Origin of the sequence: Pontibacter populi (assembly GCF_040278685.1) — a bacterium.
Taxonomy (GTDB): domain Bacteria; phylum Bacteroidota; class Bacteroidia; order Cytophagales; family Hymenobacteraceae; genus Pontibacter; species Pontibacter populi.
In genome coordinates this window covers 212,761-237,320 of sequence record NZ_JBEOKT010000003.1, presented here as the reverse complement: position 1 = coordinate 237,320, position 24,560 = coordinate 212,761, and the positions used below count along the sequence as shown (strand labels likewise).

The 24,560-nt window shown below is 43.9% G+C and carries 18 protein-coding genes and 1 pseudogene; 8 read left to right on the top strand and 11 right to left on the bottom strand.

Annotated elements, in window-relative coordinates; genetic code table 11:
• Positions 1–13: 13 nt before the first annotated feature.
• The 4 genes from ABS362_RS04515 to ABS362_RS04500 form a co-directional block, all read right to left on the bottom strand.
• The gene (locus tag ABS362_RS04515) at positions 14–298 is read right to left on the bottom strand and encodes a GNAT family N-acetyltransferase (protein ID WP_350411128.1); all 285 of its coding nucleotides are present in this window, start codon (positions 296–298) and stop codon (positions 14–16) included.
• A gap of 362 nt (positions 299–660) precedes the next feature.
• Complete coding sequence (locus ABS362_RS04510; RefSeq protein ID WP_350411127.1) at positions 661–801, bottom strand: hypothetical protein; 141 nt, start codon at positions 799–801, stop codon at positions 661–663.
• 70 nt (positions 802–871) lie between these two features.
• Positions 872–2,224, bottom strand: coding sequence for a TonB family protein (locus tag ABS362_RS04505; protein WP_350411126.1), 1,353 nt, complete (start codon positions 2,222–2,224; stop codon positions 872–874).
• A complete protein-coding gene (locus ABS362_RS04500) occupies positions 2,211–2,798 on the bottom strand; it encodes an RNA polymerase sigma factor (RefSeq protein WP_350411125.1) in 588 nt (195 codons plus the stop codon). Before ABS362_RS04500 ends, ABS362_RS04505 begins: the two co-directional genes overlap by 14 nt.
• A 118-nt stretch (positions 2,799–2,916) precedes the next feature.
• Between ABS362_RS04500 and ABS362_RS04495 the strand changes: the two genes are divergently transcribed.
• Positions 2,917–4,773 (top strand): vWA domain-containing protein, encoded by a 1,857-nt coding sequence (locus ABS362_RS04495; RefSeq protein ID WP_350411123.1) that lies wholly within the window; start codon positions 2,917–2,919, stop codon positions 4,771–4,773.
• 100 nt (positions 4,774–4,873) lie between these two features.
• Entirely contained in the window at positions 4,874–5,530 is a 657-nt protein-coding gene (locus ABS362_RS04490) for a hypothetical protein (protein ID WP_350411122.1), read from the top strand.
• Between the two features lie 56 nt (positions 5,531–5,586).
• Here the strand turns inward: ABS362_RS04490 and ABS362_RS04485 are convergent, their stop codons facing one another.
• The 3 genes and pseudogenes from ABS362_RS04485 to ABS362_RS04475 all read right to left on the bottom strand — a co-directional run bounded on the left by ABS362_RS04485 (position 5,587) and on the right by ABS362_RS04475 (position 12,027).
• Positions 5,587–8,262, bottom strand: coding sequence for a DUF7619 domain-containing protein (locus ABS362_RS04485; protein ID WP_350411224.1), 2,676 nt, complete (start codon positions 8,260–8,262; stop codon positions 5,587–5,589).
• Between the two features lie 1,344 nt (positions 8,263–9,606).
• Positions 9,607–9,714 (bottom strand): annotated as a pseudogene (locus ABS362_RS04480) (hypothetical protein); the annotation flags it as partial.
• Between the two features lie 513 nt (positions 9,715–10,227).
• Positions 10,228–12,027, bottom strand: a complete 1,800-nt coding sequence (locus tag ABS362_RS04475; RefSeq protein WP_350411121.1) for a glycosyltransferase family 2 protein — start codon at positions 12,025–12,027, stop codon at positions 10,228–10,230.
• 162 nt (positions 12,028–12,189) lie between these two features.
• On the opposite strand from ABS362_RS04475, the gene ABS362_RS04470 reads away from it, so the two are divergent.
• The gene (locus ABS362_RS04470; protein ID WP_350411120.1) at positions 12,190–13,503 is read left to right on the top strand and encodes a glycoside hydrolase family 2 TIM barrel-domain containing protein; all 1,314 of its coding nucleotides are present in this window, start codon (positions 12,190–12,192) and stop codon (positions 13,501–13,503) included.
• Between the two features lie 807 nt (positions 13,504–14,310).
• Here ABS362_RS04470 and ABS362_RS04465 read toward each other — a convergent pair.
• Complete coding sequence (locus tag ABS362_RS04465) at positions 14,311–15,219, bottom strand: polysaccharide deacetylase family protein (protein ID WP_350411119.1); 909 nt, start codon at positions 15,217–15,219, stop codon at positions 14,311–14,313.
• Positions 15,220–15,996: 777 nt separating this feature from the next.
• Here ABS362_RS04465 and ABS362_RS04460 point away from each other — a divergent pair.
• The 5 genes from ABS362_RS04460 to ABS362_RS04440 all read left to right on the top strand — a co-directional run bounded on the left by ABS362_RS04460 (position 15,997) and on the right by ABS362_RS04440 (position 19,593).
• Entirely contained in the window at positions 15,997–16,803 is an 807-nt protein-coding gene (locus tag ABS362_RS04460) for a M57 family metalloprotease (protein WP_350411117.1), read from the top strand.
• A gap of 239 nt (positions 16,804–17,042) precedes the next feature.
• On the top strand, positions 17,043–17,471 hold the full coding sequence (locus ABS362_RS04455) for a hypothetical protein (RefSeq protein ID WP_350411116.1): 429 nt from the start codon (positions 17,043–17,045) through the stop codon (positions 17,469–17,471).
• A gap of 180 nt (positions 17,472–17,651) precedes the next feature.
• Complete coding sequence (gene mscL, locus ABS362_RS04450; RefSeq protein ID WP_434086515.1) at positions 17,652–18,080, top strand: large conductance mechanosensitive channel protein MscL; 429 nt, start codon at positions 17,652–17,654, stop codon at positions 18,078–18,080.
• A 220-nt stretch (positions 18,081–18,300) separates the two neighbouring features.
• On the top strand, positions 18,301–18,711 hold the full coding sequence (locus ABS362_RS04445; RefSeq protein ID WP_350411113.1) for a hypothetical protein: 411 nt from the start codon (positions 18,301–18,303) through the stop codon (positions 18,709–18,711).
• A 78-nt stretch (positions 18,712–18,789) separates the two neighbouring features.
• On the top strand, positions 18,790–19,593 hold the full coding sequence (locus ABS362_RS04440) for a hypothetical protein (RefSeq protein WP_350411111.1): 804 nt from the start codon (positions 18,790–18,792) through the stop codon (positions 19,591–19,593).
• An 81-nt stretch (positions 19,594–19,674) separates the two neighbouring features.
• Here ABS362_RS04440 and ABS362_RS04435 read toward each other — a convergent pair whose 3' ends face one another.
• The 3 genes from ABS362_RS04435 to ABS362_RS04425 all read right to left on the bottom strand — a co-directional run bounded on the left by ABS362_RS04435 (position 19,675) and on the right by ABS362_RS04425 (position 24,491).
• Positions 19,675–19,866, bottom strand: a complete 192-nt coding sequence (locus ABS362_RS04435; protein WP_350411110.1) for a cold-shock protein — start codon at positions 19,864–19,866, stop codon at positions 19,675–19,677.
• A gap of 390 nt (positions 19,867–20,256) precedes the next feature.
• Positions 20,257–22,695, bottom strand: a complete 2,439-nt coding sequence (locus ABS362_RS04430) for a TonB-dependent receptor (RefSeq protein ID WP_350411109.1) — start codon at positions 22,693–22,695, stop codon at positions 20,257–20,259.
• Between the two features lie 920 nt (positions 22,696–23,615).
• On the bottom strand, positions 23,616–24,491 hold the full coding sequence (locus ABS362_RS04425; RefSeq protein ID WP_350411108.1) for a DUF3575 domain-containing protein: 876 nt from the start codon (positions 24,489–24,491) through the stop codon (positions 23,616–23,618).
• Between the last annotated feature and the right edge of the window lie 69 nt (positions 24,492–24,560).

The window sequence follows — 24,560 nt, the reverse complement described above, 5'->3', positions numbered from 1 at the left end:
TTGGTGGGTGCGATTAAGGCCACAGCATGATGTCGTTGTACTCCGGGTTACGCTTTACAAAGGCTTCTACGACAGGGCAGGAGGCAATGGCTTTGCAGTTATTCTCACGGGCAAAATCAAGGCCGTGACGTGCTAAGTTATGCGCTACCCCTTGTCCGCGAGCGCTCTCCGGAACAAACGTATGGTCAAAATCCATAGTGTCTTCTTCCGTGTAACTATAGGTTAGCTCGGCTTCTTCTTCGTCAATCACTATATAAAAACGCAGGTCGTCCTGGTCGTGCTTTACTTCGTGTTCCATAGGTTATTTTGTTTATGTCTGTAACTATACGGCAAGGGTGTGTTTGTTGATTGATGTTTTGTAAACATACCGCCAGTTTGAGCGCAGCAGTAACTGGTGGTTAGGTATGGCAGCCAGTTTGTAACTGGCGAGAGTATGGTTTTAGAATATACGCCAGTTACAAACTGGCCTCATGTGCTGCCACAAGTTGCAAACTTGCGGTATGTGTTAATTTATATATGGCGCGAGCGTCTTCGCTCGTGACGAACTATAGTTGGGCCTCTGCCCAAGCGAGTCTGGAGACTCTTTTACACCCCACGTCACGAGTCAGGAGACTCGCGCCAGAAAATGGTTTGGAATCAGAATTAGTAGTTGTATTACTTTTATTTCAGAATTCTATCTATTGATGCGCGATCAACTTTCAAAGCCAAAAGAATCATCTCAGCAAGCTCCTTATCCTTTTTCTTTGCCATATCAAAAGTTGCCATTAAACCAGACTCAGATATTCTTTCATTCACTGTCATCCCTTCAAGGTCAACTACTTGTCTCGCCTTTTGAAATATTTCTTCTATCGTAATTACTATTACTTAACCACTATCTAAACCTAACCACAATCTTCACCTGCTGCTCCACAGGATTCCCATTCTGCATAGCAGGCTCCCAAGCCGGGCCTTGTTGGATTAACCGCACCGCTTCGGCATCTGCTTCATTACTCAGACTGCGCAGCACACGTACATTCTCTAACTGTCCATTATCAGAAACTGAAAAGCCAACTATAACTCTGCCTTTTATATCTGTTTGCAGCAGTCGCTGCTCATTTTTTAAATAGAGTTTGTAAGCTCGTCGGCCTATTGTTGGTTCGGGCTTTTCGATAACTGACACCTCGACACTTTTCAAGTCGGCACTTTTACTGTAACCTGTAACCACCACTTCCGATAAAGCTTGATTATCAGGTTGCAGGTTTACGGCTAATAAATTGGTTGCACTGTCAAGCTGCTGCTCTTTAGTTTGGAAGCCGATGTAGCGGAAGGTTAGTGTGTTCTTGCCTTCGGGCATCTGCAGCGAAAAATTGCCATTTACATCAGTAGAAACGCCTTGCATAGTCCCTTTAACCTGGACTGTTACGCCTGGCAACGGATTGCCAATTTCATCAGTAACTTTACCCTGCACTACATCGAAATCGCCTACCTTATTTCGCTGAAGTGCCACACCTGCCACCTGGCCTTGCAATGCTCTCTCAAAACTCATTTGTGGCGCTGCTGTAGTCGCTTTAGCTTTAGGTTTGGCTATAGCTATAGTTGCCACACTGTCCTGTTTCAGATCAAATGTAACCTCTTCTAAAGCCAATGCCTCAGCTTTTTCGGCGACTTCCATTTCGTCCATAACTGCAGTTATGTCATAAGGGAAGAAGTCGTCCTCATCCGTATCAGCATAGGTTTGAGGAGCAACTATAGTTTGAGCAGGAGCTAACCGTGGTTTAACTATCGCCTGCGCTGGCTGTGCTTCTTCAGCTACTTCTTCATCCAGATTAGCAATGGGTGGGGCGTAGTTTATAGTTGGTTCTATAGTTTCAGATTGCTCTACAGCTATAGTTTCCGATGTAGTTTGTAGGGTAGTATACTGGTAATAAAACACCATTACAGCCGAACAGATCAATACGAAAACAGCTGCCACAGCATGCCAGTCTGCATACCAGGCAGCAGCACGGCGTTTTTCTTTCGCTATAGTTAAGCGTTGATTTATGTCAGCAACGGCGGCTTTGGTTTGGGTAGCATCTGATAAGGCCATTCCTTCGGCTATGTCCGCGCATAGTTCACAGTCCAGCAGGTGGCGTTCCAGCTGGTGACTCAGGGCAGGAGACAGCAAGCCTTCCTGGTACTGCCGTAGCAATTCCAGAGTCGGGTGCCCGTCTGCACCAAAGTGTATGTTGTGGCTATCGTGGTTCATGGTGTTTCTCCATGTATAATTTCAGGTTCCGTTTCCCGTTTTGGATGTAACTTTTTACTTTATTCAGCTCGCAGCCTGTTTGTTCGGCAATCTCTTTATAACTCTTTTGCTGCAGGTAAAACAGCTCTACGCAGGTTCGTTGCTCTGGCGGTAAAGTTTCCAGCCCTTGAGCCAGCAGCTTTTCGTCTTCTTCTTTCTGCTCGGCATCACTAAGATGAAAAAGATCGGTGTTTTCCATAAATGGCGGCGAAGCATCTTCTAAGCTTACCTGTTCTTTTCCTTTTTTAGACCGCAGCTGCATCAGGCAATGGTTTTTGGTTGTTACGTGCAGCCAGCTTTTAAAATTAGCGATGTCGTGTTTCAACAGCAAGTCGGTCAGGCTCTCGAAAACCTGCATGGTGGCGTCTTTGCTTTCTTCTTCGTCGCGGAGGTACTTCAGGCAAACCAGGTACACCATTTCGGTATGTCGTTCAAAAAGCTCGCCAAGGCAGTCCATATCGCCAGTAGCCCGGTACTGTTGCACCAGCTGCAGGTCGTCGGGTGGGTCGGCCTTTTTGAAAAATTTGAGAAACATGCTATAGTTGAAATGCTACTTTAAAGAAACACAAAAACGATCAATTAAAAATTTTTAATATTTATTTATGGAATCGAGTGGAGTGCTGCATCATGAAAGAAACCAAACACGAAAAGCCATGAAAAAGCACATCTACTTACTCGTATTCAGCATCCTGCTGACCGCCTGCACCACTTTAGCGCAGACCAGAACTATAACCGGTAAAGTAACCGACGCCGGGACAGCCCACGGTTTACCTGGCGTAACTATAACTATAAAAGGAACGAACAAAGGCACCGCTACTGATGCCGCCGGTAACTATAAATTGCTGGTTTCTAACACTGACAAAACTCTTACATTCCGCTACATCGGGTACAAGAGTAAGGATATAACTATAAGTAAAGATTCGGTAATAAACGTTGCGCTGGAAGTTGACAATGCACAGCTAACGGAGGTGGTTGTAACTGGCTATGGAAAAAATAGAAGGTCAGCTAATATAAAAATCAGAGGGGTTGCTACGATGGCAGACCAGGAATCCTTCAGCTACGCGCCACCTGTTTTTAACACCGAAGAATATCAGAATATACAGGAAAGCATTTTCCTGGAAGCCAAAAAGAACCCGCTTTCAACCTTCTCTATTGATGTAGACAATGCATCATACAGCAATGTGCGCCGCTTTATAAACGATGGCCAGTTGCCGCCAGCCGATGCCGTGCGCATCGAAGAGATGATTAATTACTTTGATTATGATTATCCGCAACCAACCAGCGAACACCCTTTTTCGGTAACCACAGAGCTGGCCGCCTGCCCCTGGAACAAAGAGAACCTGCTTCTGCACATTGGGCTGCAGGGCAAAGAGATACCTACCGATAACCTGCCGGCTTCTAACATAGTTTTCCTGATCGATGTGTCGGGTTCGATGATGATGGATGATAAGTTGCCGCTAGTAAAATCCGGATTTAAGATGCTGGTAGATCAATTACGACCTCAGGACAAAGTTGCTATAGTGGTGTATGCCGGAGCAGCCGGATTGGTGTTGCCATCAACAAACAAGAAAGCTGAAATGCTGGCAGCTATTGAAGCCCTGGAAGCAGGCGGAAGTACAGCCGGAGCAGAAGGTATAAATTTAGCTTATAAGGAAGCAGAAAAGCACTTCATTAAAGGCGGAAACAACAGGGTTATACTTGCCACAGACGGTGATTTTAACGTGGGCGTTTCAAGTTCAGGAGAACTGGAAAGATTGATCGAGAAGAAGCGTGAGACTGGCGTATTCCTGACAGTGCTAGGCTTCGGAACCGGCAACCTGAAGGATTCGCGAATGGAGCAACTGGCCAATAAAGGCAACGGCAACTATGCGTACATCGACAATATCCTGGAAGCTAAAAAAGTATTCGTGAATGAGTTTGGCGGCACGCTGTTTACCATCGCTAAAGACGTGAAATTACAACTGGAGTTTAACCCGGCGCATGTAAAAGCTTACCGCCTGATCGGCTACGAAAACCGCGCCCTGCAGAACGAAGACTTTAACAATGATAAAAAAGATGCCGGCGACATGGGCAGCGGCCACAGCGTAACGGCACTTTACGAAATAGTGCCTGCCAATTCAAAAAACAGCAAAACCGAACTGCAGAAAGTAGACGACCTGAAATACCAGGAAACGAAACTGAACAACAAAGCCGTCGCTACCAACGAGCTACTAACTCTGAAACTACGCTACAAAGAACCAGCCGGCGACCAGAGCAAACTGCTGCAAACTATAGTTACCACCCAAACTATAGCTCCCGAAAAACTATCCGACAACTATAAATTCTCGGCAGCCGTGGCGGCTTATGGAATGCTATTAAGAGATTCTAAATTTAAAGGATCAGCCAACTATAGCCAGGTGCTGGAACTGGCCCAACAAGCCCGTGGCAAAGACGAAGACGGCAACCGTGGGGAATTTGTGAAACTGGTAAAAGCTGTACAACTGATGGACGCACGGGCCAGCAAAAAGTAAACTAAAACGTTAAACCTATACCTGACTTAAAACTGTGCGTAGTTAGCTAAGTGTTAACTTTGGCAAAATGAGGTCGGGTATAGGTTTTTTCTGTAAAATAGTGGCTGTAAGTCTGCTGTCGGTAGTGTTTGCTGGCTGTAAACCTGATGAACCCGAGGTAAAAAGAAAAGCAGTCTCAAAACTTTCTGAAGACAGCCGTTACCGTTTAGCGTTGGTTTCAGAAGCCCGCGACGAACTGGATGACTGGTTTGAATTCTATGGTTTGGAGGAAGATGCGGATACGCTTTTCAGGCTACGCGAGATCTGGGATACAGACGAGTTAGCTTTTCCTGCTTCGGCCAACTGGCAGCAACTATACAAAGAGCATGATGAGCTCTTTTTAAAATCTCCGGATGAAACCAAAGTACTGGACATCTACACCTATAACCACGAATTTACAAAGAAGAGCAGGCGAAGAGTGACCGTAAAAACTATAAACAGGGACAGCGAAGTAGCTACCATTAACCCGGAAACAGGTGAGAAGGTACGGCTGATGTATTGTGCCGATGCCTGCCAGTTTGAGATGGCCTGGTGGCGAAATAACGATGAAATTATAGTTGTCGGGCTGATACAGGAAACAGGAAAATCAGAGTTTTACCCGGCTTTATGGCATATTAACACTTACACCAACCATATCCGGCAGTATACATCTCTAAAACCTGCCAAACCAGCCAAAAAGGGCTATTACTTACAGGATGAAGTGTTTTATGAACTATAGATCAACAAAAAAGAGACGCCTAAAGGCGTCTCTTTTTCTTTACTAAATGGCTATGGTTATAGCACATGCAGTTTCTTTACAACCAGGCCGCGTTCGGTTTTTATGTGCAGAATATAAATGCCTGATTTTGGTGATGAGAGTTTTATATCCAGTTTGTCAGGTCTTGGGCTGGCTACTTTCTCTGAATAAACTAACTGACCTAAAACAGAGAAAAGCTGCACCTGTTGTACCTCAAAATCAGCATGCATAAACCGGATGGTAAAGTTTCCGTTAGTCGGGTTTGGATATACTTCAATGGCCTGTTCCGGGCTCAGTTCTTCTATCCTGAAATCATCAACAGTTACCGCATAGCCACCAATACCAGCTACCTTAATTTTACCAGTACTTGCTCCTCGCGGTACGCGAACTTTAAGCAGGGTAGGCGTTGCCTCCAGCACTATAGCTTTCTGGCCGTTAAAGGAGATTGTATCCTGTTCGCCGAGGGTAAGGAAGTTGATGCCGGTTAGCGTAACATCAGTCCCCACCGTGCCAATAGCAGGGATAAAGGTCAGTACTTCAGGTGCCGGGATAAATGTAAAGTGAACAGGACTTTCTGCTAAACCGCCAGGCGTTTCTATGGTTACCGGACCATTCTCAGCGCCTTTTGGTACCTGAACCATTAACAGCGAGGGGGTTGCTTGCAACACCTGTGCCTTCACCTTGCCAAACATCACCTGGTTTCGCTCGACGGCAGGAGCGAAGTTAATACCCGTAATTTCTATCGTTGCACCAGCTTTCTCGATGTTCTTGCTTAGGGTTTCTATTACAGGCTGGTGCCACACTACAAAGGCATTTATAGTTTGAGCTTCACCTCCTTTACTGATGGCTTCAAAAGTTGCTGTAGTTGCGCCTTCCGGTACTTTTATAACTACACTGTTACCTTCTCTGCTGATGATCTCACAAGTCTGATCACCCAGTTTTATCGTTTGAAGCCATTCTTCAGTTAAGTGTTTGCCTTGCAGGGTAACGGTAGTTCCAACAACACCTTCCATCGGTGAGAAACTGCTAACTACAGGTGGTTGGTACACTTCAAAACCATCGGTACTTTGCGTAACACCATCGTTAGTCTGTATCCTTAAATTACCCGAAGTTGCATTAGCCGGAACGATAACTTTTAACTCTGTTTCTGAAGCCGAAATTATAGTTGCGGGCAGCCCATTAAAGAACACTTTGTTAAGCGCCGGTTCTGTTGAGAATTTCTTGCCTGTAACTATAACTTCTGTTCCAAACTTGCCACTTTCCGGAGCAAAACCGGTAATGCCTGGCGTCGCGATGATATCATCTGCATCCAGTTTGTCTGCTTCGCTTATCACTTCCGGCATATCGTATATGCGGTTTGCGGTAATGTTAGTGCGAACAGGTGAGTTGAAATCGAAGAAAATGTCTGCAAAGTTCTCGACTAAAGTCTTTTCCGGAAGGTCTGCTCTAGGCTTGATACTGAACTGGATGTAACCGTGGCTGCCTGGTTCGTTCCTGTTGCTGTCGGGTAACATAATGTTATCGAAGGTCCAGGTAAGAACAGGCTTGCCTTTGCCGCTTACATCAAATCTGTAGTTATGCGAGGCAGACCCCATTTGCAGTGTGCTGATATCCAGGTTTTCTGACAAGGTATCGACTACCACCACGCGGTAAGCCACATCTGTTCCTGTGTTCTGGAAACGGATCTTATATTTTAGCGCAACGCCGGTTGGTGTATAGTTTTCGGTAGTCAGGCCGGTTGGTGTTACCTGCTTGTCATTCGGGTCAAAAGAGTCGGTTATCTCCAGGCATTCTTCTGCGGCATCCGGCTCTTCATCACCGGTTGGAAGCACATTTACAAAACCCATGCTAATGGGTACATCGCTTCCGCCCACCTGACAACCTTCTATCGTTTCGCTTGCTAAGGTGTTTTCACCGTTGCCGTCTGGCTGATCGGCCTCTAAACGTATAGTTTTACCCAACGCGGTTACCCAAAGAACCAGGCTGTCGCCGGAGGCCAATTTGTATTGCTCAACTGTAGATAATTTACCGTCCCTGTAAATCCTGAAAAGCTCACCAGTTTCCATGTCTTCCGGGCCATTGTTGCGGATCACAAACCGAACTTTACCAGTTTCAGGGTCACATTCACCGGTGACGGTAGCTATAGGTTTTTCAGGAAGTTTACCTGTTGAGATCCATGCTTTGGTACAAACTGTCAGACCGCGAACGCTTTCATCGCCGCATTTTACCTTGTCCTGTATAGTTATTACGCTGGTCTGGCCCGGAGCTATAGTTCCTACCGTAAATACATAAGTACCATTTGGTAATTGGGTATAGGGTTTGTCAGCTGACAAAAGCTCAACTTCTTTTGGTAAACGCACATAAACCTCTGCATTATGGGCAGGAGCAAAACCTGAGTTGGCGTAGGTTACTTTGGTTGTACTCTCAAAACAACGGCGACGACGCGTGGAGGAAACGTTGGCAGTTAGGTAAGGGGAGAGGGTGACCTTGTTGCCGAAGTTGATTTTGGAATTTATATTCCCTTCTGAAGAAAATGCTACTTTATGATTTTCAATAGCATCAGGACAAATTTGTTCTATTAGCTGACCTTTAATATTATGTACGATTTGTTTAACTGTATATTCACCTATACCTACATCAATAGAGAATTTACCATTACTATTTGTTCTAGTATAATAAGGGCCAGGAAGCGTTTCTATTAATATACCACCCAAGCCAGATTCATTATCCTGTATGCAATTACTGTTTATATCATTATAAATTGTGCCGGAGATAGTGTTAATTAAAGGTGTACTACCGTTACTATAAGATTTAACAGTTTTAAGATAATCTTTACTATCAAGTCCTACCCTAATCTCAGATCCATCAGGCTTAACACTTATTTTAGAGTTTAGGGGGATGTTAAACTGTCTTGAGCCAGGTATCGTCGTTACAAGATTTCCTTCTTCATCAAATTTTCTAATAGTTAGCTTGTCAACAGCATAAATGAAATTTTTGCTATCTACAGCAATAGATGATATTTCTTCCCACTTTTCAGGCGATTTATCTAAGGCATTAAATTGCTTAATAAATTTACCTTGAGGTGATAAAATTTTTATATTAGAGTTCTGTACAAGGTATATTAAACCAGCGTTATCTACTGTTAAATCTCTTATCGGAACAATATACCCATTAGTATTATCTACATCAAGAGTAAATTTTGATATCAGATTTTGTTTGTAATCAAATTTATAGCACTTAGCTCCTTCAATTAAATACATATTATTCTTACCATCGAAGGTGATCCTAGTTGGTGAGAAGTTTGACTCAGAGTTTGTTAGATCTTTGTGAAAACTGTTTATATAGTCACCTGTTGAGCTGAATTTATGTACTATGCCTTTTGAATCAAATGTAAGAATGTAAATGTCTCCATACTTATCTAATGCAATATCCCTTATTGGCCTTAATCCATCCTTATCTCCTAACCAACCAAAGCTTAAAATATAATCTCCATATTTATTTAATAATTTGACTTGATTTTCACTAATAATATAAAAGTTACCTTCTGAATCAAACTCCATTTGATTGTTTGCCTCTACCAAACTATTAGTTCCTTTCCCAGCGTTTCCAAAAGAGAATAAAAAATCCATGTTCGGGCTGAATTTTTGGATTCTATTGTGTTCACTAGTGTAGTTTAGTTCTATGGTGTAGAAGTTGCCCTTAGAATCGATTTCAATTCGAACATAAACTGCGTACAAATTCCCTTCCTTAGGGCTATGCTCAAAGTATGTATTTAGTAGGTCTCCATGAGTATCAAATTTCTTTACATACCTTCTTGCCCAATATGAAAGATAAAAATTTCCAGAGGAATCTATTGCAATATCTTGAGGACCCTCTTTGTCGATCAGTAAATCTGGACTACCATCTGGTTTAAATCTCTGGAACCTATTACGTTCTGCAATATAGATGTTATATTCAGAGTCAATTTTGATTGCTTTGGGCTCATAAAGTTTTCCTTTTTCAGTGCCATAGCCACCAAAAGTTTGTAGTAGATTTCCTTCGCTATCGAACTTTTGGATTTGATGACTCTCTAAATCTGAAACATATATATTGCCAAGATTATCTAATGCAATATCTGATGGTTGTCTAAATAAACCAGGTGCAGTACCTGATCCTCCAAAAGACATTACAATGTGACCTTCTAACGTGTATTTATATACTTTTTTGTCTTCTCTTATAATAAAAAAGTGACCTTTATTATCTAACACAACACCATATCCTGATGAGGCATATTTGGCACTACCATCATCAAAAACATGCTCTTTAATGATTTTACCCTCAGGATTAAATATTTTAAGGGACCATCCATCTGCAACATAAATATTATCATTCTTATCGATTGCAATATCACCAGGAGCGCTTAATGATTGCCCTAAAATCGATTTTAGTCTGTAGTTATGTTCTTGTGAAATAGATGGAGAGTTTGTTAGGATAATCAGCAGAATACTAAGTATAATTGTTCTCATAGGCTAAAAGTATAGATGAATGCTATCGCACTGTAAATCTATAAATTAAACTATAAATATTTAACTATACTTCGGCTAAAAATAAGGTAGGAGTAAAAAAGCCAATACCCTTTAACTATAGTTTATGACCAGCTATAGTTAAAGGGTATTGGCTTTTAAAGTATAAAAGAGGCGTTACTTTTTCTCGAATTTATAGTGTACCGGATGAATGACGATGCTATCTTTTACAGGTATGTGCTGTTTTTTGGCTTCAACCTGTTCTTCCATGTCAAAAATGTCGGTATAGTTGTATTTCTGCATCATAAAACCGGAAGCGATAATGGCGGCCAGTATAGTTAGTGTTAGCGCAAAGTACCGGATGCTGTTATAAAAACTATGACGGGTGCGCCAGATAAATAACCTGACCGGCATAAGTACCGGCTGCAACACAGGAGCTTGTATAATGCTGGTTCTGATAGAATTCATGAATTTTTCCTGGCCCAGCACGACGATGCTGCCAACTATAGCCACATTTACCAGCGCAAAGCCGGCCATCATTTGAAGGTATGGGTTATCCAGCATATGGCCATACACGAGCTGACTGTAGTAAATTGCCCCGATACTAAGGCCGCAGATCACGATGTTTGGCAGGCTAAGCCAGAAGTTGTTTTTAGGTTTGTCGTCTTTAGGTGTTGGTATATAAGGTACCTTAATGCGAAGAATAGAATAGATCAATCCCAGCGTGAAGATCCACCAGGTGCCTGTGCGCAGTATACCACCGAATAAATGGAATCCGTTCTCATTGGTCTCATGGAACCAGCGTTGCGCAAAATGCCGGATACAGATAGAAATAATAAAGAATGGGGCAAACATTAGCACAAAATCGCCAAGCGGCACATACCACGGAAACTCGTACAGCACCAGCGCCAGTATCGGGATGGCAAAATCAACCAGGTTAAAAACACCGAACAGGTAATAGAGCGGCAACGTGAAGTAATGGATCTTCTGGCGCCAGGTAAACTTGCTGAACAGTTTCGGGTAAACCGCAAAAAGTAGCTCAAACGTACCGCGCGCCCATTTTATCTGTTGTTTATAGTAGGCAGCCAGCGTAGCAGGCACCAATCCTCGGGTTAATATTTTAGGCACGTAAACCGATTTCCAGCCTTTGGCGTGTAGCTGCATGGCAGTATGCATATCTTCGGCAAGTCCGGCTGCATGGCCGCCAATGCTATCCAGCGCCTCCCGGCGGAACGTACAGTTTGCCCCGATGGCCTGCACCGTGCCATAGCTGTTCATACCCATCATCATGGGGCCATAAAAGCTATAGGTTTGCTCGGCGGCTCCGTAGGCTACCAGGCTTTCTTTGCGGTTACTATAGGCTTGCACCACTTGCACAAAACCAACTTCAGGGTTCTCGAAAAAGGGGAGTACTTCATCTAAAAATTCAGGGGCTGGCACGTGGTCCGGATCCAGGATTAGGCAGATGTCGCCGGTGGCGTATTGCAGGGCATTGTTTACGTTTCCGGCTTTGGCGTTAACTTTTATAGTTCGGGTAATGTGTTTTACGCCAAGTCGCTGGCAGGCTGCTTTCAGCACAGGGTCGTCGCCTTCGTCGCAGAGGTAAGTAGTATGGGGGTAACGTATGTTTTGTATAGCCTCCAGTGTTTCGATGATCATGCTGTGGGGTTCGCCCGGGCATGCCGTCGTAAAAACATCCACAGTAAAAGCGGTTTGCAGTTTCGGGCGTTTAGGCACACTCACCGAAAAATAATGATACCACTCGTGTAAGGTGCGCAGCAGTTTAAAGCCAAGTGCTGTTGTAAGCAGCCAATAAAGCGGCGCGTAACCAATGTGGTCTTTGTCTATGAACCAGTACAGGAACGAAGCCATACAAAATAGACCAAGCACGATCATGAACCGGATAGTCCTGATATCCTCAGAGGCAGGTTGCTTTAATTTAGGGGGTACAGTATGGTGCAGAGGGGCCGAAAGCATAAAAAATACTCTATCAGGGTGAAGTGTGCTTGGGTTGCTGGTTCAGGTAATCTAAATATTCAGATAATTAAAATTAACCTACGACTGCTATACTCGTATTTTGGCCTATATGTTCTCTAAAAGGTAAGTTTTTCACTTACCTGATCCATAATTTCTAGCGAAATGCCCTTATATCGTTCTTGTGTTATAGTTTGTGTATTTTTTGTTCTGTTTGGCTTTATTGGCTGTAGCTCTGGTACTAACCCTGAGCGTACCTATAGGGCCAAAGGACGTACAGTTGAGATAGTTGGCTCGCAGGGTAACTATAAGTTATATCGCCATGGCAAACCTTATTTTATAAAAGGTGCAGCCGGGTACGAGTATTTTGACAGGATAAAAGCTTATGGTGGTAACTCGATACGGGTATGGCACACCGAAGAAGCCGACCGTATTCTGGACGAAGCGCATTCCAACGGGCTTACTGTAACATTGGGCCTATGGCTTCCGAGGGAAGTGGATGGCTTTAACTACTATGATAAAAAAATGGTAGCCCAGCAAAAAGAAGAACTCCGGGAAATCATACTGAAATATAAAGATCATCCGGCGTTGCTGATGTGGGGAATCGGGAACGAACTATACTCCGAAAGTGCCAATGTAAAGGTGTGGGATGCCGTGAACGGAATAGCAGAAATGATACATGAACTGGACCCCAACCACCCGACGACAACAACCGTGATGAATGTGCCGCTGAAAGATGTAAACCTGATCACGGAACTCTGCCCTGCCCTCGATGTGCTCTCCATTAATACCTTTGGGGCGATGCACAACCTGCGCGAAGAACTGGCTAAAACAGACTGGAAAGGACCTTACATTATTTCCGAATTTGGGGCTCGTGGCTATTGGGAGGCTTTTTACACCGAATGGCTGGCACCCATAGAGCAAACCAGTTCTGAGAAAGCTACTTATAGTTTGGAGCGCTACCAACGCACTGTTGCCGCAGATACAGGGCAATGCCTGGGCAGCTACGTGTTTATGTGGGGAAGCAAACAGGAAACCACACCCACCTGGTTCAGCCTTTTTACCGACGATGGCGAAGAAACGCAACTGGTACATGTGATGCAGGAACTATGGACCGGAAAGAAAAGTGATAAAAACCAGGCACCCTATGTAGCTTATTTAACTATAGATGATAAACACGCCATCGATAATGTGTACCTGAAACCCGGAAAACAGTCAACAGCCAGCATATATGCCTTCGACCCGGAAGGGAAGCCTTTGCGCCTGCACTGGGAAGTACTGCCTGAAGCCAAACCTGCCGATGGGAATATAGTGAAAGAAGTAAAGCCAAATACTGTAAAAGGTGTGTTGCAACAGGCAGATGGCCACAAAATAACCTTAACTCCAAAACAGGAAGGTGCCTACAGACTCTTCGTTTATCTTTATGATGGCGACGGAAATGTAGCTACCGCCAATATTCCTTATTTTGTAAAGCGGTAGGGTAGAGGTTTAATTAAAAGCTATAGTTTTATAGTTTCCATTTGTCATACCGAGCGTCAGCCGAGGGATCTTATATGTCCTGTAGTTACTCTTTTGTCATTTCGACGTTAGGAGAAATCTGAGTTCTATAGTTAGATATCTTTTGATTTTAACCAAGTCATAGTTGCAAATCACTTCTAATCCTGGGAGCTCTAGTTACCTATCGTTTCATCTTTAGCTTTGGTGCCCTCATGGCCGGAAGGCCTCGTCTTCGGGCATCGCGCTGTGCGAATCTCTTTTGCTCCTTCGTCGCAATGCCTAACGGCACCAGATATTCACAAGGCGCTCAACCCAAAGACTGAGATGTTTCTCCTAGCCAACTTTATCTATAGTTTGAACCAGTAAGCTGCGAACTTTATCGTGGTTGTAGTTCCGTAGGGACAGGTCGCGACCTGTCCGCTCGACTGGCTGTTACTATAGAACTATAAACCTAACTATAGCAACAGCAGAAAGTCCCCCTTTGAAGGGGGCGAAGGGGGGATGTTTAACCGTACCAGATCTCTCACGCTGTTCGAGATGACAAAGCAGAAAAGCTCCCCGCCTTAGACTACCGAGAAGAGAGTTCGAAGGTAGCGAGCGTAGCTCTGAGGGGTTGGGGGTGGTTGGATAACAGCAACTATAGTACTCTAGCCAAAGCCACTGCTATTCCTGTCCCTACCTGGCCAGTTGAGTCAGGAGACTCAACATCATCAAAAGTCACGAGTCTGGAGACTCGCGCCAGTGTTACCAACAATACAACTATAAATTAAACTCTACCTAACCTAATCCTCACTTCCCATCCTGGAAACTATTCACCATGCTTTTATGCAGCTGCTTCGGCGACCAGTAGCCACTGGCTATTATGCGGCGGATAGTGTACAGGGGCTCATTGGCGTCGCGGGAAGTGGCCAGCTGGTAGGCTGCTTTTATGTTGCGTTTTTTGAGTTCGGGAATTGCCTGCTCGTTCCAGAGGCCAAATGGGTAAGCAAAGTATTCGGTGGGTTTGCCTGTTATCTCTTCCAGTTGCCGCGATGGTTTCTCGATCTGGGTGGCCCAGTCTTTTTCGGTGTACTTTTTTACATTCTGATGATCCCAGGTATGAGAGCCGATAATGTGGCCGGCATCAGACAGCTCTTTTACCTGCGCTCTGGTCATATAGTTTGGTCGCCCCAGCGACACGGTCATCACAAAAAACACACCCCTGAAGCCATACTGCTCTAAAACCGGAGCGGCTACACTATAATGGTCAAGGTTGGTGTCATCAAACGTAAACATCACAGGCTTTTCGGGTAATGGCTTGTTGTGCAGCAGGTAATCATATAGTTGGTCGGGCAGGATGGAGTGATAACCGCTGTCGGCCAGCATTTTTACCTGTTCCCTGAAATTAGCTTCGCCCACAATATAGGTCTTAGCCATTTCAGAGTCGCGTGGGCGCCAGTCGCGAAGCTGGTGGTAGCACAGAATAGGCACCTGTTTACGGGCCAGAATAGTAGCAGCATCTGCCGGAACCTGGCTTACAAGCTCCGCAACCGGGGCAGGTACTTTTTTAAGTGTATCTTCTATAGCAGCTATAGTTTGAACTGGTACCGGCTGATCTGACGATAAAGCAGCATCAGGTTTAAGAAAGTAAAAAGCAGATGCAACTACAACGATAAGCAGGGCGAGCAGCACAAATGGCCGGCGGAAAAAAGTAAGCATACAGGTAAATATAAAAGCTACCTAATACTACATAATTCCTTTCAAACTATAGCCACTGTTCGGGATAATTAATTCAACAACTTTCATGGTACACATTTCTATAGTTAAGCAGTGTTGTAACAGGTTCAGAGATGAACGGGATGCAAAGCAATTATAGTTCTGGTTGGTAACTAATGTGAAGTGCTAAGATCCAGGAATTAAAGGCAGCTTTAAGATTTACTATAAGTGTGAGCATGAGAGAAGTATTTTAAAGTTTGTACATCAGATAAATGTTACTTTTTATAAACTTTCTTCCCTTACGCCAGCACTTGTTCTCGTTATTGCTTGATTACTAATGGTGTAACATTATTTGAGACAATTAAAGGAGTATGCCTCGCCTAAATGCATACAGCGGTACAGCAAGCCAATATTTTTGAAATAACTGAATAATTACAAGTTGGTTTGTAACTATACTTGGTTAACTGCATTTTTTAGAACGGTTAAGCTAACACAGGATAAAGATTACTTACTGCCAGCTTAATAGTATGTTACTTTCCTGGATAAACCTTCCTTTAAATTAGAATCAAATAGAAATAAGTTTGAAATGTAGAATACTTACAGTCGGCAACTTACCTGCTTTCGTCACGAAGCGATTTAGTTGATTTCAGGCAGAGCCTGGCTGCACTACAACTTAAACGTCTTTCTGCTTTTACAATACCCTATAGTTTTTGCCAGAGGTGGAGCAACCGGAATTTGTTTCACTTTTTAATATATGTTTCACTTTAACACCTTAAACACATGAAAATTAAAAATTTACTCCTGCTTCCTGCACTGGTAGCAACACTTCTGTTCTCGTCTTGCGAGCAGAAAGAAGAATCAGCAGTTGCTGCAAACGAAGTTTCTGAGATGGCATTATCCAGGATCTCGCAACTTGGCTTTAACAAGGACAACGTACAGAAAGTAGAAGGCGGTTACCTGGTAGAAGGCGACATCCTGCTTACTGATACAGACCTTAACCAGAACACCATGGTACAGGCCCTGCGCGTTGGCGAAACAGAACAGTACCGTACTACTAACCTGGTGTCAGTACCTGGTTCAACCCGTACTATCTACGTAGCAGTTTCTACCAGCCTTCCTTCAACTTATGTTGCTGCTGTTGATGAAGCTGTACGTCGTTACAATGCTGAAAACCTTCGTCTGAAGTTTCAGCGTGTATCTTCAGGTTACAACGTATTATTCACCGCCGCTCCAGCAGGTTCTTCTTACCTGGCTTCAGCTGGTTTCCCATCAGGTGGTAACCCTTACAACAGAGTTCAGGTTAACTCTTCTTACTTAGGCACAAATCCTGGTACAAACTACCTGGCTACTATCCTTGCGCATGAGCTTGGTCACTGCATCGGTTTCCGTCACACTGATTACATGAACCGTTCTTATTCTTGCGGTGGTTCTTACTACAACGAAGGTGCTTCTACAGTAGGTGCTATCCATATCCCGGGCACGCCAACAGGTGCTGATCCTAACTCATGGATGCTTGCTTGTATCGGATCTGGTGTGAACCGTTACTTTAACTCTAACGACAGAACTGCTCTTAATTACCTGTACTAGGCTCTACCCTTAGTGCAGTTTTAGAAACCCCGGTTGGTACTGCCTTCCGGGGTTTTGCTTTTAAAGCAAACCTATAGTTGAAGATGTGATTCGGAACCTGCTTTATAGGCTAATGAAATTGCTTTTTGACCATATAATCATACAACTAACATCAATATATTATACTAATAATTTTAAATAGACGTATAATAAAAATTAAATTAATAATTGGTATAATATTATATAAATGTGCTTTACATATGCACTTACAAGAGTATTACATTGGTAATGTAGTTACAAGGTATAGTTTGCTGTACTCTAAAATATGTCAGCCAATAAGCCACGAGGAATTTAAGGCTGCCATGCTCCGGTCGCTTGACCTATTAAGTGAACACCAGCTGGAGCGGTGGTTAGTAGATTTTACGAGCAGCAACATAACTCTGGAAGATCAGCGCTGGGCAGTAGAAACATTCGGACTACTTATCAGCGACAGTTCAGTAAAGAGTATTGCCATGGTTCGCCGCGATGATATGTTCCTGGAGATGGCAGCTGAGAACATGCGCGACAAGATATATGACATTTACGGCCATGTACAGGATCTGGAACATTTCGAGAGTCTTTCTGACGCGCTCCACTGGCTTTGTCCGGGAGTAACTCCGGAGCTGGTCGTATCTGCTAATCCGTGTTAATATAATTTTAAGTTATTTTTTCTAAAACTCCCCGTCGCTGTTTAACAACCCGTAGTATTCTTTGCCTAAATGTTTGCAAATAAAAGGATTATGCTATATTTACATATCCCTGCATACCTATAAATCAGGGAGTAACAGCAAATCATACACACATATAACCAAACAACAACTCTTATGGGCATGATCAAGGAATTTAAGGAATTTGCAATGCGCGGTAATGTAATGGACCTGGCAATAGGTATCATTATTGGCGCTGCATTCAGCGGATTAGTAAACTCCGTAGTAAACGACCTGATTATGCCGCTGGTAGGGGCATCGGTTGGCGACATGGACTTCTCTAACCTGTATGTGCCACTGTCATCGGAAGTACCGGCTGGGCTGGCGCTTGAAGAAGCCAGAAAGCTTGGAGCCGTATTTGCGTGGGGTAACTTTATAACCGTATTGTTAAACTTCCTGATCCTGGCTTTCATAATTTTCCTGATCATTAAGGGCATGAACCGTATGATGCGTAAGAAAGCAGCTGCGCCGGATGTACCGCCAGCCCCAACCAAAGAAGAAGTACTGCTGACAGAAATGCGCGACGCGTTACGCCAGATAGCATCCAGATAATAAAAATATAATAACACAGGCAGCCGGCAGCTTAGTTATAGTTGCCGGCTGTTTTTGTTTAAGAACACTTTCACTAACAGTTACTTATAGTTGGCTGTTACTTTTCGTGTTTTATGAGACATTCGTAATGCAAAACTATAGTTGTAATATCGCACCTTAATAGTGAAAGCTTTTATCGTATTTATTAACTTTACTGTAGTTCGAGGTTTACCCATTACAAATGCTATTACACAAAGACGGATTAATTGAACTGAATTACGACGTTGTACAGGATATCTTATCGTTTCGGTGGCCAGACCTGAGCGGAATGACAATGCCTGAAATAGATTTCTCGCTGAAGAAGCTGATTGACACACTCCGGCATTACGACATTAAAAACCTGTTGGTAGACTCAAGACAAAGCAAAACAGACCTTAGCAAAGATGAGCATCTGGCATTGCTGCTGCGTTTTTCAGAGTATTTGATGAGCACCCGTCTGCAGAAAATGGCACGACTTGCTACATCAGACCTTAGCCGAGAAAATGTAGTTGATTTTGCTGTAGAAGAAGCCGTAAACCGTATAGGCATTACCTTTGTTTTTCGCAACTTCACCGACGAAGCAAGCGCTCTGAAATGGCTTGGCGAAAGCTGAAATTTCAAGGAGCTATGGTCGCCGTACTTTACCTAAGCCATATCAGACCCATCACAAAACTGATTTAAAACCGTCTTTATGAAAATAAGATTACTGTACGTACTCGCGCTTATAGTATGCCTTTCCGGTTGCCTGGATAAAGAAACAGAAGAGGAGGATGCGAAGGATGTTTGCCAGTTACTTTCGAGCACTACAACTATAAAGAACCACCAGGGAGCCAGCTTCAACTATAGCCTTACCTATAGTTATGATGACCAGGGAAACCTAATACAAATCGCAGCTCCTGATACCTCTATGCTAAACATAAAGCTGGAGTATGATGCGCAGAACCGGCTTATAAGAGAACGATCAGGTTCTTACTCCTGGACAAGTGAATACAATACCACAGGCCAGGTAACAAAACAGACCAGAACATTTGCGTTTGCCCTGGACAGGTATGAAACATTTTACCTTCTACACGCTTATGACAGCGAGAACAACATAATAGAATCTGAATACTATGCAGCCGAAAGTGGGGGAGATGTGCTGCTTTACACGTACCGATATACCTATAGTGATGGCAAGGTTAACGGTATAGAGATGCTATCGGAGCAGGATGCGCGGCACTACACAGCAACACTGGTTACAGATGCTAAAAAAGCGCAGCTGCCAGCCTTACCTATGCACATGCTATACATGTTCCGCGACGAAACAATACCGGCTATAGGTTTGCTGAACGGCAACGTAACAAACTATAATGTGCAGCACGGCGAAGGCGAATCAGGGTTTAAAACTTTTGCTGCAGACATAACTTATAACGCTTCCGGTTACCCCACTGCAGTTACCAGGAACTACGCCAGCGGCGCCACCGAAAACACCACCTATAGCTATAGTTGCAAGTAGGCAAACAGACAGGTATAAAACCAAAAAAGGCTTACCATGTGGTAAGCCTTTTTTGTTGATGCTTGCATTTATATTTTTATACTAAGCACGCTTTACATTTACAGCGTTTAGTCCTTTTCTACCTTCCTGCAATTCAAATGTTACTCTGTCGTTTTCTCTAACTTCATCAATCAATCCAGTAACGTGTACGAAGTACTCTTTTTCTGAATTTTCATCCTTGATAAAACCAAAACCTTTTTCGCTGTTGAAGAATTTTACTGTTCCGTTATTCATAATGTTGTTAATTTATACACCTACTACATTAAGCTTTCAGGAAATGTTCATAATTTTTTTGAATTATTTAAATTTTGTCGAAAAAAGTGCCTTGACTGGCTGTATGGCTATAAAAAATTTATACACATTTTCGTTTTAGCTACATAAAGCAGGTTATTGTACCCCCTTATTTCCGCGAATTTGTAGCTGAAATGCCCCGGTTTTGTTAGCAAACTGCTGTAACCATGCTGCTATAATATGCTTGCGCCTAACCTGATCTCATAACTATAGTTAGCAGCATTAAAATAAATGCAAACTAAACCGGAAGGCCTGCCCAATCACCTTTTCAGGCAGAAGGGCAGGCCTTAGGAGTTACAAACAATCAACTATCTATATCTGTGTAATGATCTCTTAATTTCCTGTGCGGTTCAGTTCTTCCAGGTTCACGTTACGCTTCTTGCTCTCGAAAGCTTTGCCTTTGTTAAAGTTGTAGCGAAGGTGCAGCCTCACGCTTCGCATGCCGTGGTACTGCTCGATCTTGTTCGAGTTACCGTCTATCATGGTGTTCAGTTTAAGCTGGCGGCTTTTAAAGATGTCAGTCACGTTCATGGTCATGGTCAGCTTATCATCCAGGAAAGAGCGCTTCAGGCCGGCATCTATCCACCACTGATCCTGGAACTCGAACAAACCATATACGCCCGGCCCCTGGTAGGTACCTGTTACCTCTAAACGCATCCCTTTCGGCAACGAAACGTTGTGGCTGCTCTGGGCTGTAAAGTTGAACTGCTCTGTAGTTTCGGTTACGTCTCTTACCTTCACCGTAAAATGATGATAGCCCAGGTTCAGGTTGTTGTTCATCTCCCATTTGCCAGGCAGTACACGTACAGGAGCTACCAGCGTTGCTTCTATATTCGTAAAATCATCCATGTTGCGGCGCTCGAAAACTGTCTGGTTCTTTTCTCTATAGTATACCGGCACTTCGCCAATAAAGTCCTTGGTAACATCGTAGCCAAGCACCAGGTTATAGGTTTGCTTAAACATCTGGGTAAGCTCAAATGAGTTGGTGTATTGTGGCTTCAGGTACGGGTTGCCGGTTGCCAGGGTGTTAGGATCTATATAGAAAACAAACGGATTCAGGTGGCCATAGTACGGGCGGCTTATGCGGCGGCTGTATTTGTACCCGATCTGGTAGTTTTCGCTTACCTGCTGCTGCACAAACACACTCGGGAAAAAGTTAAGGTAGCTACGGTCGGTAATTTTGTTCAGTGTTTTGGCATCGCCTTCGGCAAAGGTCTGTTCGGCACGCAGGCCGGTCTGTAGTTTCCATTTCTCCCCAAAGCTGGTCGAAAAGTTTATGTAGCCTGCCAGAATATCCTCGGTAAAAATAAAGTGGCTGCTACGACCAAGGTCTTTCGTTCTGACGCCGTCATTTATCTCGTAAAAGTTAAGCTCGTTATCCGAGATTACATGGCTTATTTTAGCTCCGAGTTCCAGTTTGCTTTTTTCGCTCAACTGTGTTGCGAAGTCTGTTTTAGCCGAGTAAATATTATAGTTGGTTGGGTTTTCGGTGCCGAAAAGGTTTGTAAAGCCCGGCTCGTCGCTGTTTATGCGTTTGTAGCTGTGCACCATGTTGGTTGCGTCGTCGTTGCTGATAGTGGCATAATCAACGTCTGCGCTCAGTGCGCTTCCTGTGGCCCCTAGCTTACCGGTATAGTGTAAGTTAATAGTGCTGTTATAGTATGTGCCGTCTGCGTTTGTCCTGGATAAGATCAGGGTATCGTTAGCAGCGTCCATGTCCCGTAAAAAACCTCTGGTACCAAAGCTGTTGGTGTTTTCAGAATATTGCAGGTTAGCAACTATACCCACGCTGTGTTTTTCGTTCAGGTCGTAGTCGGTTGCAAAGCGCAGGGTAGGCGAAACCCGGTAGCCTTCTTCGCGGCCATCCTGTGTCAGCGATTTTTTACCTGTATTGCTGTTAACGACGCGCTCTGTTTCTATATCTCTGAAGCGGGAGCGGCGCGAAAAGTCAGCGTTTACGGAGGTGTTCCATTTGCCATTTTTCAGGTTTACGTTGCCGCCGGTAGTGTATGTATGCAGTTGGTTATACTGGTAGCCGGCATAAACTCCACCGTTCAGGCCAAACTGCTCATTCTTTTTAAGGTTGATATTGATGATTCCTGATGTACCTTCAGCATCGTATTTCGAGGATGGGTTGGTAATGATCTCCAGGTCTTTCAGGTTCTCGGCAGACATGCCCTGCAGCAGGTTTTGCAGGTCTTTGCCGCTCAGGTAGGATGGTTTTCCGTTCAGCAGTATCTGTACGCCGCCTTTGCCATTCAGGGTTATGTTTCCGTCCTGGTCTACCCACACGCCCGGCGATTTTTCCAATACCTCATAAGCTGTGCTGCCTGTCGCTAGTGCCGTACCTTCTACACTTACCACCATTTTGTCGGCCTCGTTAACTATAGTCGGACGAAGCGCCTGTACTGTCACTTCTTTCAGCACCTGGGCATCAGAGCCCAGTTTCAGTTTACCAAAGTCTTTTACCATTGCAGTCCCCGAAACCTCGAACACTGGTGTCTGGAAAGTAACATAGCCCAGGCTGTTGATCTTAAGCAGATAGCTGCCTCTGGCTGGCGTCTTTATCTTAAAGTTGCCATCCATGTCGGCAATGGCCCCGGTTACAACGGCTTGCGTGGCTGCATCTAGTACAGCTACATTAGCAAAACCTATACCCGCATCTTTCTCGTCGGCCACGGTGCCGGTCAGCATGCCCTCGGTTTGTGCGTAAGTGTTTGTTGTAAAGCTGCATAATAGCATAACAAGCAGGAAGTGATACATCTTTTTCATGGTGTTATTTTGGAGTGTGTAATTGATAATTAGATGCAAATATATTGTAAGGTACTTTGTTATGCAAGGTACTGTTGAAATATTATATGAACTGTAGTTTTTTGCCTGTTAACATCCCTCGTTTCAGGACGAACAGCTAAGGACTTTATAAGAATTGAGCAAAAGATGGAGAAAGAAGGAGGAAGGTTGCCTGGGAGGAACTATAGATTAAAAAAATCACCAACTATAGCTGTGGTGGCTGCAGTTTAGTTTCTTCCTAAATAGGGGAATGCTTTATGAATAGCAGCAGAGTCTTTAAGTGCCAGATTGCTTAGTTAATTTATATCCAGAAAGTGTGCGGATGAGGTAAGATAATAATAAAAAACTATCCCCTTGAGGGGATTATAGGGGTGTTTACATTTGCTGGTTAACCAGTATGTTTAATCGAAAAGCCGCTAGCTTCGTAGTTTTACACCCCTGTAGTCCCCTGTAGGGCAGGGTCGTTTCATTCTATTATTTGCCCTCGCTCGCCTCTGGCGAGTGTGAGTTACCTGCGGACTCTGGCCGCTTAAAACTGTGCCTGAGGCACAAGTGGCGGGACGCCACTAAATAGCTCACACTCGCCAGAGGCGAGCGAGGGCGTTATTTTATATGATTTTAGTAGAATGAAACGACCCTGCCCTTAAGGGGACAGTTCTTCAAATTGTAAGCCTGTTCATGAAAAGTTATGGGACAATATAAAACGAGGACCCTCGCCCCATAGCTACTTAATTCTTCAGGATGAAAAAAAACTGCTCTTGGGAAGTGCTAGACCATTAACTGCAACTCTATATAAAAGTAAAGACCACCCTCAGTGGGGTGGCCTTTAACTAATAGGGTTTAAGCATAAAAGTAGCGCGGAAGTATAGTTACCGGTTTAAAAGGTTGGGGTCCTTTTATCCCTAGAAAGCTATACCCAAATTAAATCCGAAGCCACGTAGTCCGCCAAAAGGGCCGTTTAGTTTGCCAAACATACCGTTGTCGTTTACTGTAGCATCCAGGTATTTTCTGTCGCCGTTACTGGCTATGTCTTCCAGTTCTCTTTCCAGTTCTGCTTTATCTTCCTGTGGCATGTCGCTCAGGTCTGTTTTGGCGTTAAAATCGCCTTTCAGTTTGCCGTAGTGGCCACCAACTATGTACCAGTCAAAGGTTACTCGTTTTGCTATCAGCCATTGCGCGCCCAGCATTACACCCCCGCCAATGCCTTTTAATTTAGCATCTATCGGCAGATCGTACGTCATGCCCATATCGCCTTCATACACATACAGATGCGTCAGGTTCATAGTTGTATAGCGACCGTAAAGCGAGGCATAAAAGCCGCGGGCACCTGGCTTTTTACCAGTATAAAAACGAACCTCTCCTGTAATGGCGTTAGATGAAAAGTTAGCTTCATCCAGGATCTTAGCTATCTCATCGCCTTCTTCACCTTCTTCATCCAGTTCGGCAAATTCAATTCCTTTATCAACCAGCGGTATACCGCTCAGTTTTGTTTCCGGGATAAAGCTGTAACCTCCCACCAGGGTTATTTTACGGGCAATGGCGCGCTCGTAACTAAAGCTATAGTTGCTGAATGCCAGCGAAGACAGGTTCATCTTAATGCCATTCTTCCGAAAAACCTCATTCATCTCCGGTGTAGTAGTTGCCGCAGCGGTTGTAGGTAATGTTGTTTGTATGGTCGTGGTCGAATCTACAGAAAGTGTTGGAGATGCAGGATCAGTTTGAGCTGCGCATACTCCGAAAGCAAGGCAGCCAAGAAATGTAGTAAACAGGTGTTTCATGCGCAGAGGGTTTTAGAGTTACTAAGGGTTGTGTTATTGGTAAATAGATACTTATACTAAAATATATTG

What these genes read in the sequence shown, in the direction of transcription:
- ABS362_RS04515 (WP_350411128.1), bottom strand. Translation starts at nt 298, where the DNA reads ATGGAACACGAAGTAAAGCACGACCAGGACGACCTGCGTTTTTATATA.
- ABS362_RS04510 (WP_350411127.1), bottom strand. Translation starts at nt 801, where the DNA reads ATGACAGTGAATGAAAGAATATCTGAGTCTGGTTTAATGGCAACTTTT.
- ABS362_RS04505 (WP_350411126.1), bottom strand. Translation starts at nt 2,224, where the DNA reads ATGAACCACGATAGCCACAACATACACTTTGGTGCAGACGGGCACCCG.
- ABS362_RS04500 (WP_350411125.1), bottom strand. Translation starts at nt 2,798, where the DNA reads ATGTTTCTCAAATTTTTCAAAAAGGCCGACCCACCCGACGACCTGCAG.
- ABS362_RS04495 (WP_350411123.1), top strand. Translation starts at nt 2,917, where the DNA reads ATGAAAAAGCACATCTACTTACTCGTATTCAGCATCCTGCTGACCGCC.
- ABS362_RS04475 (WP_350411121.1), bottom strand. Translation starts at nt 12,027, where the DNA reads ATGCTTTCGGCCCCTCTGCACCATACTGTACCCCCTAAATTAAAGCAA.
- ABS362_RS04470 (WP_350411120.1), top strand. Translation starts at nt 12,190, where the DNA reads ATGCCCTTATATCGTTCTTGTGTTATAGTTTGTGTATTTTTTGTTCTG.
- ABS362_RS04465 (WP_350411119.1), bottom strand. Translation starts at nt 15,219, where the DNA reads ATGCTTACTTTTTTCCGCCGGCCATTTGTGCTGCTCGCCCTGCTTATC.
- ABS362_RS04460 (WP_350411117.1), top strand. Translation starts at nt 15,997, where the DNA reads ATGAAAATTAAAAATTTACTCCTGCTTCCTGCACTGGTAGCAACACTT.
- ABS362_RS04455 (WP_350411116.1), top strand. Translation starts at nt 17,043, where the DNA reads ATGCACTTACAAGAGTATTACATTGGTAATGTAGTTACAAGGTATAGT.
- mscL (WP_434086515.1), top strand. Translation starts at nt 17,652, where the DNA reads ATGATCAAGGAATTTAAGGAATTTGCAATGCGCGGTAATGTAATGGAC.
- ABS362_RS04445 (WP_350411113.1), top strand. Translation starts at nt 18,301, where the DNA reads ATGCTATTACACAAAGACGGATTAATTGAACTGAATTACGACGTTGTA.
- ABS362_RS04440 (WP_350411111.1), top strand. Translation starts at nt 18,790, where the DNA reads ATGAAAATAAGATTACTGTACGTACTCGCGCTTATAGTATGCCTTTCC.
- ABS362_RS04435 (WP_350411110.1), bottom strand. Translation starts at nt 19,866, where the DNA reads ATGAATAACGGAACAGTAAAATTCTTCAACAGCGAAAAAGGTTTTGGT.
- ABS362_RS04430 (WP_350411109.1), bottom strand. Translation starts at nt 22,695, where the DNA reads ATGAAAAAGATGTATCACTTCCTGCTTGTTATGCTATTATGCAGCTTT.
- ABS362_RS04425 (WP_350411108.1), bottom strand. Translation starts at nt 24,491, where the DNA reads ATGAAACACCTGTTTACTACATTTCTTGGCTGCCTTGCTTTCGGAGTA.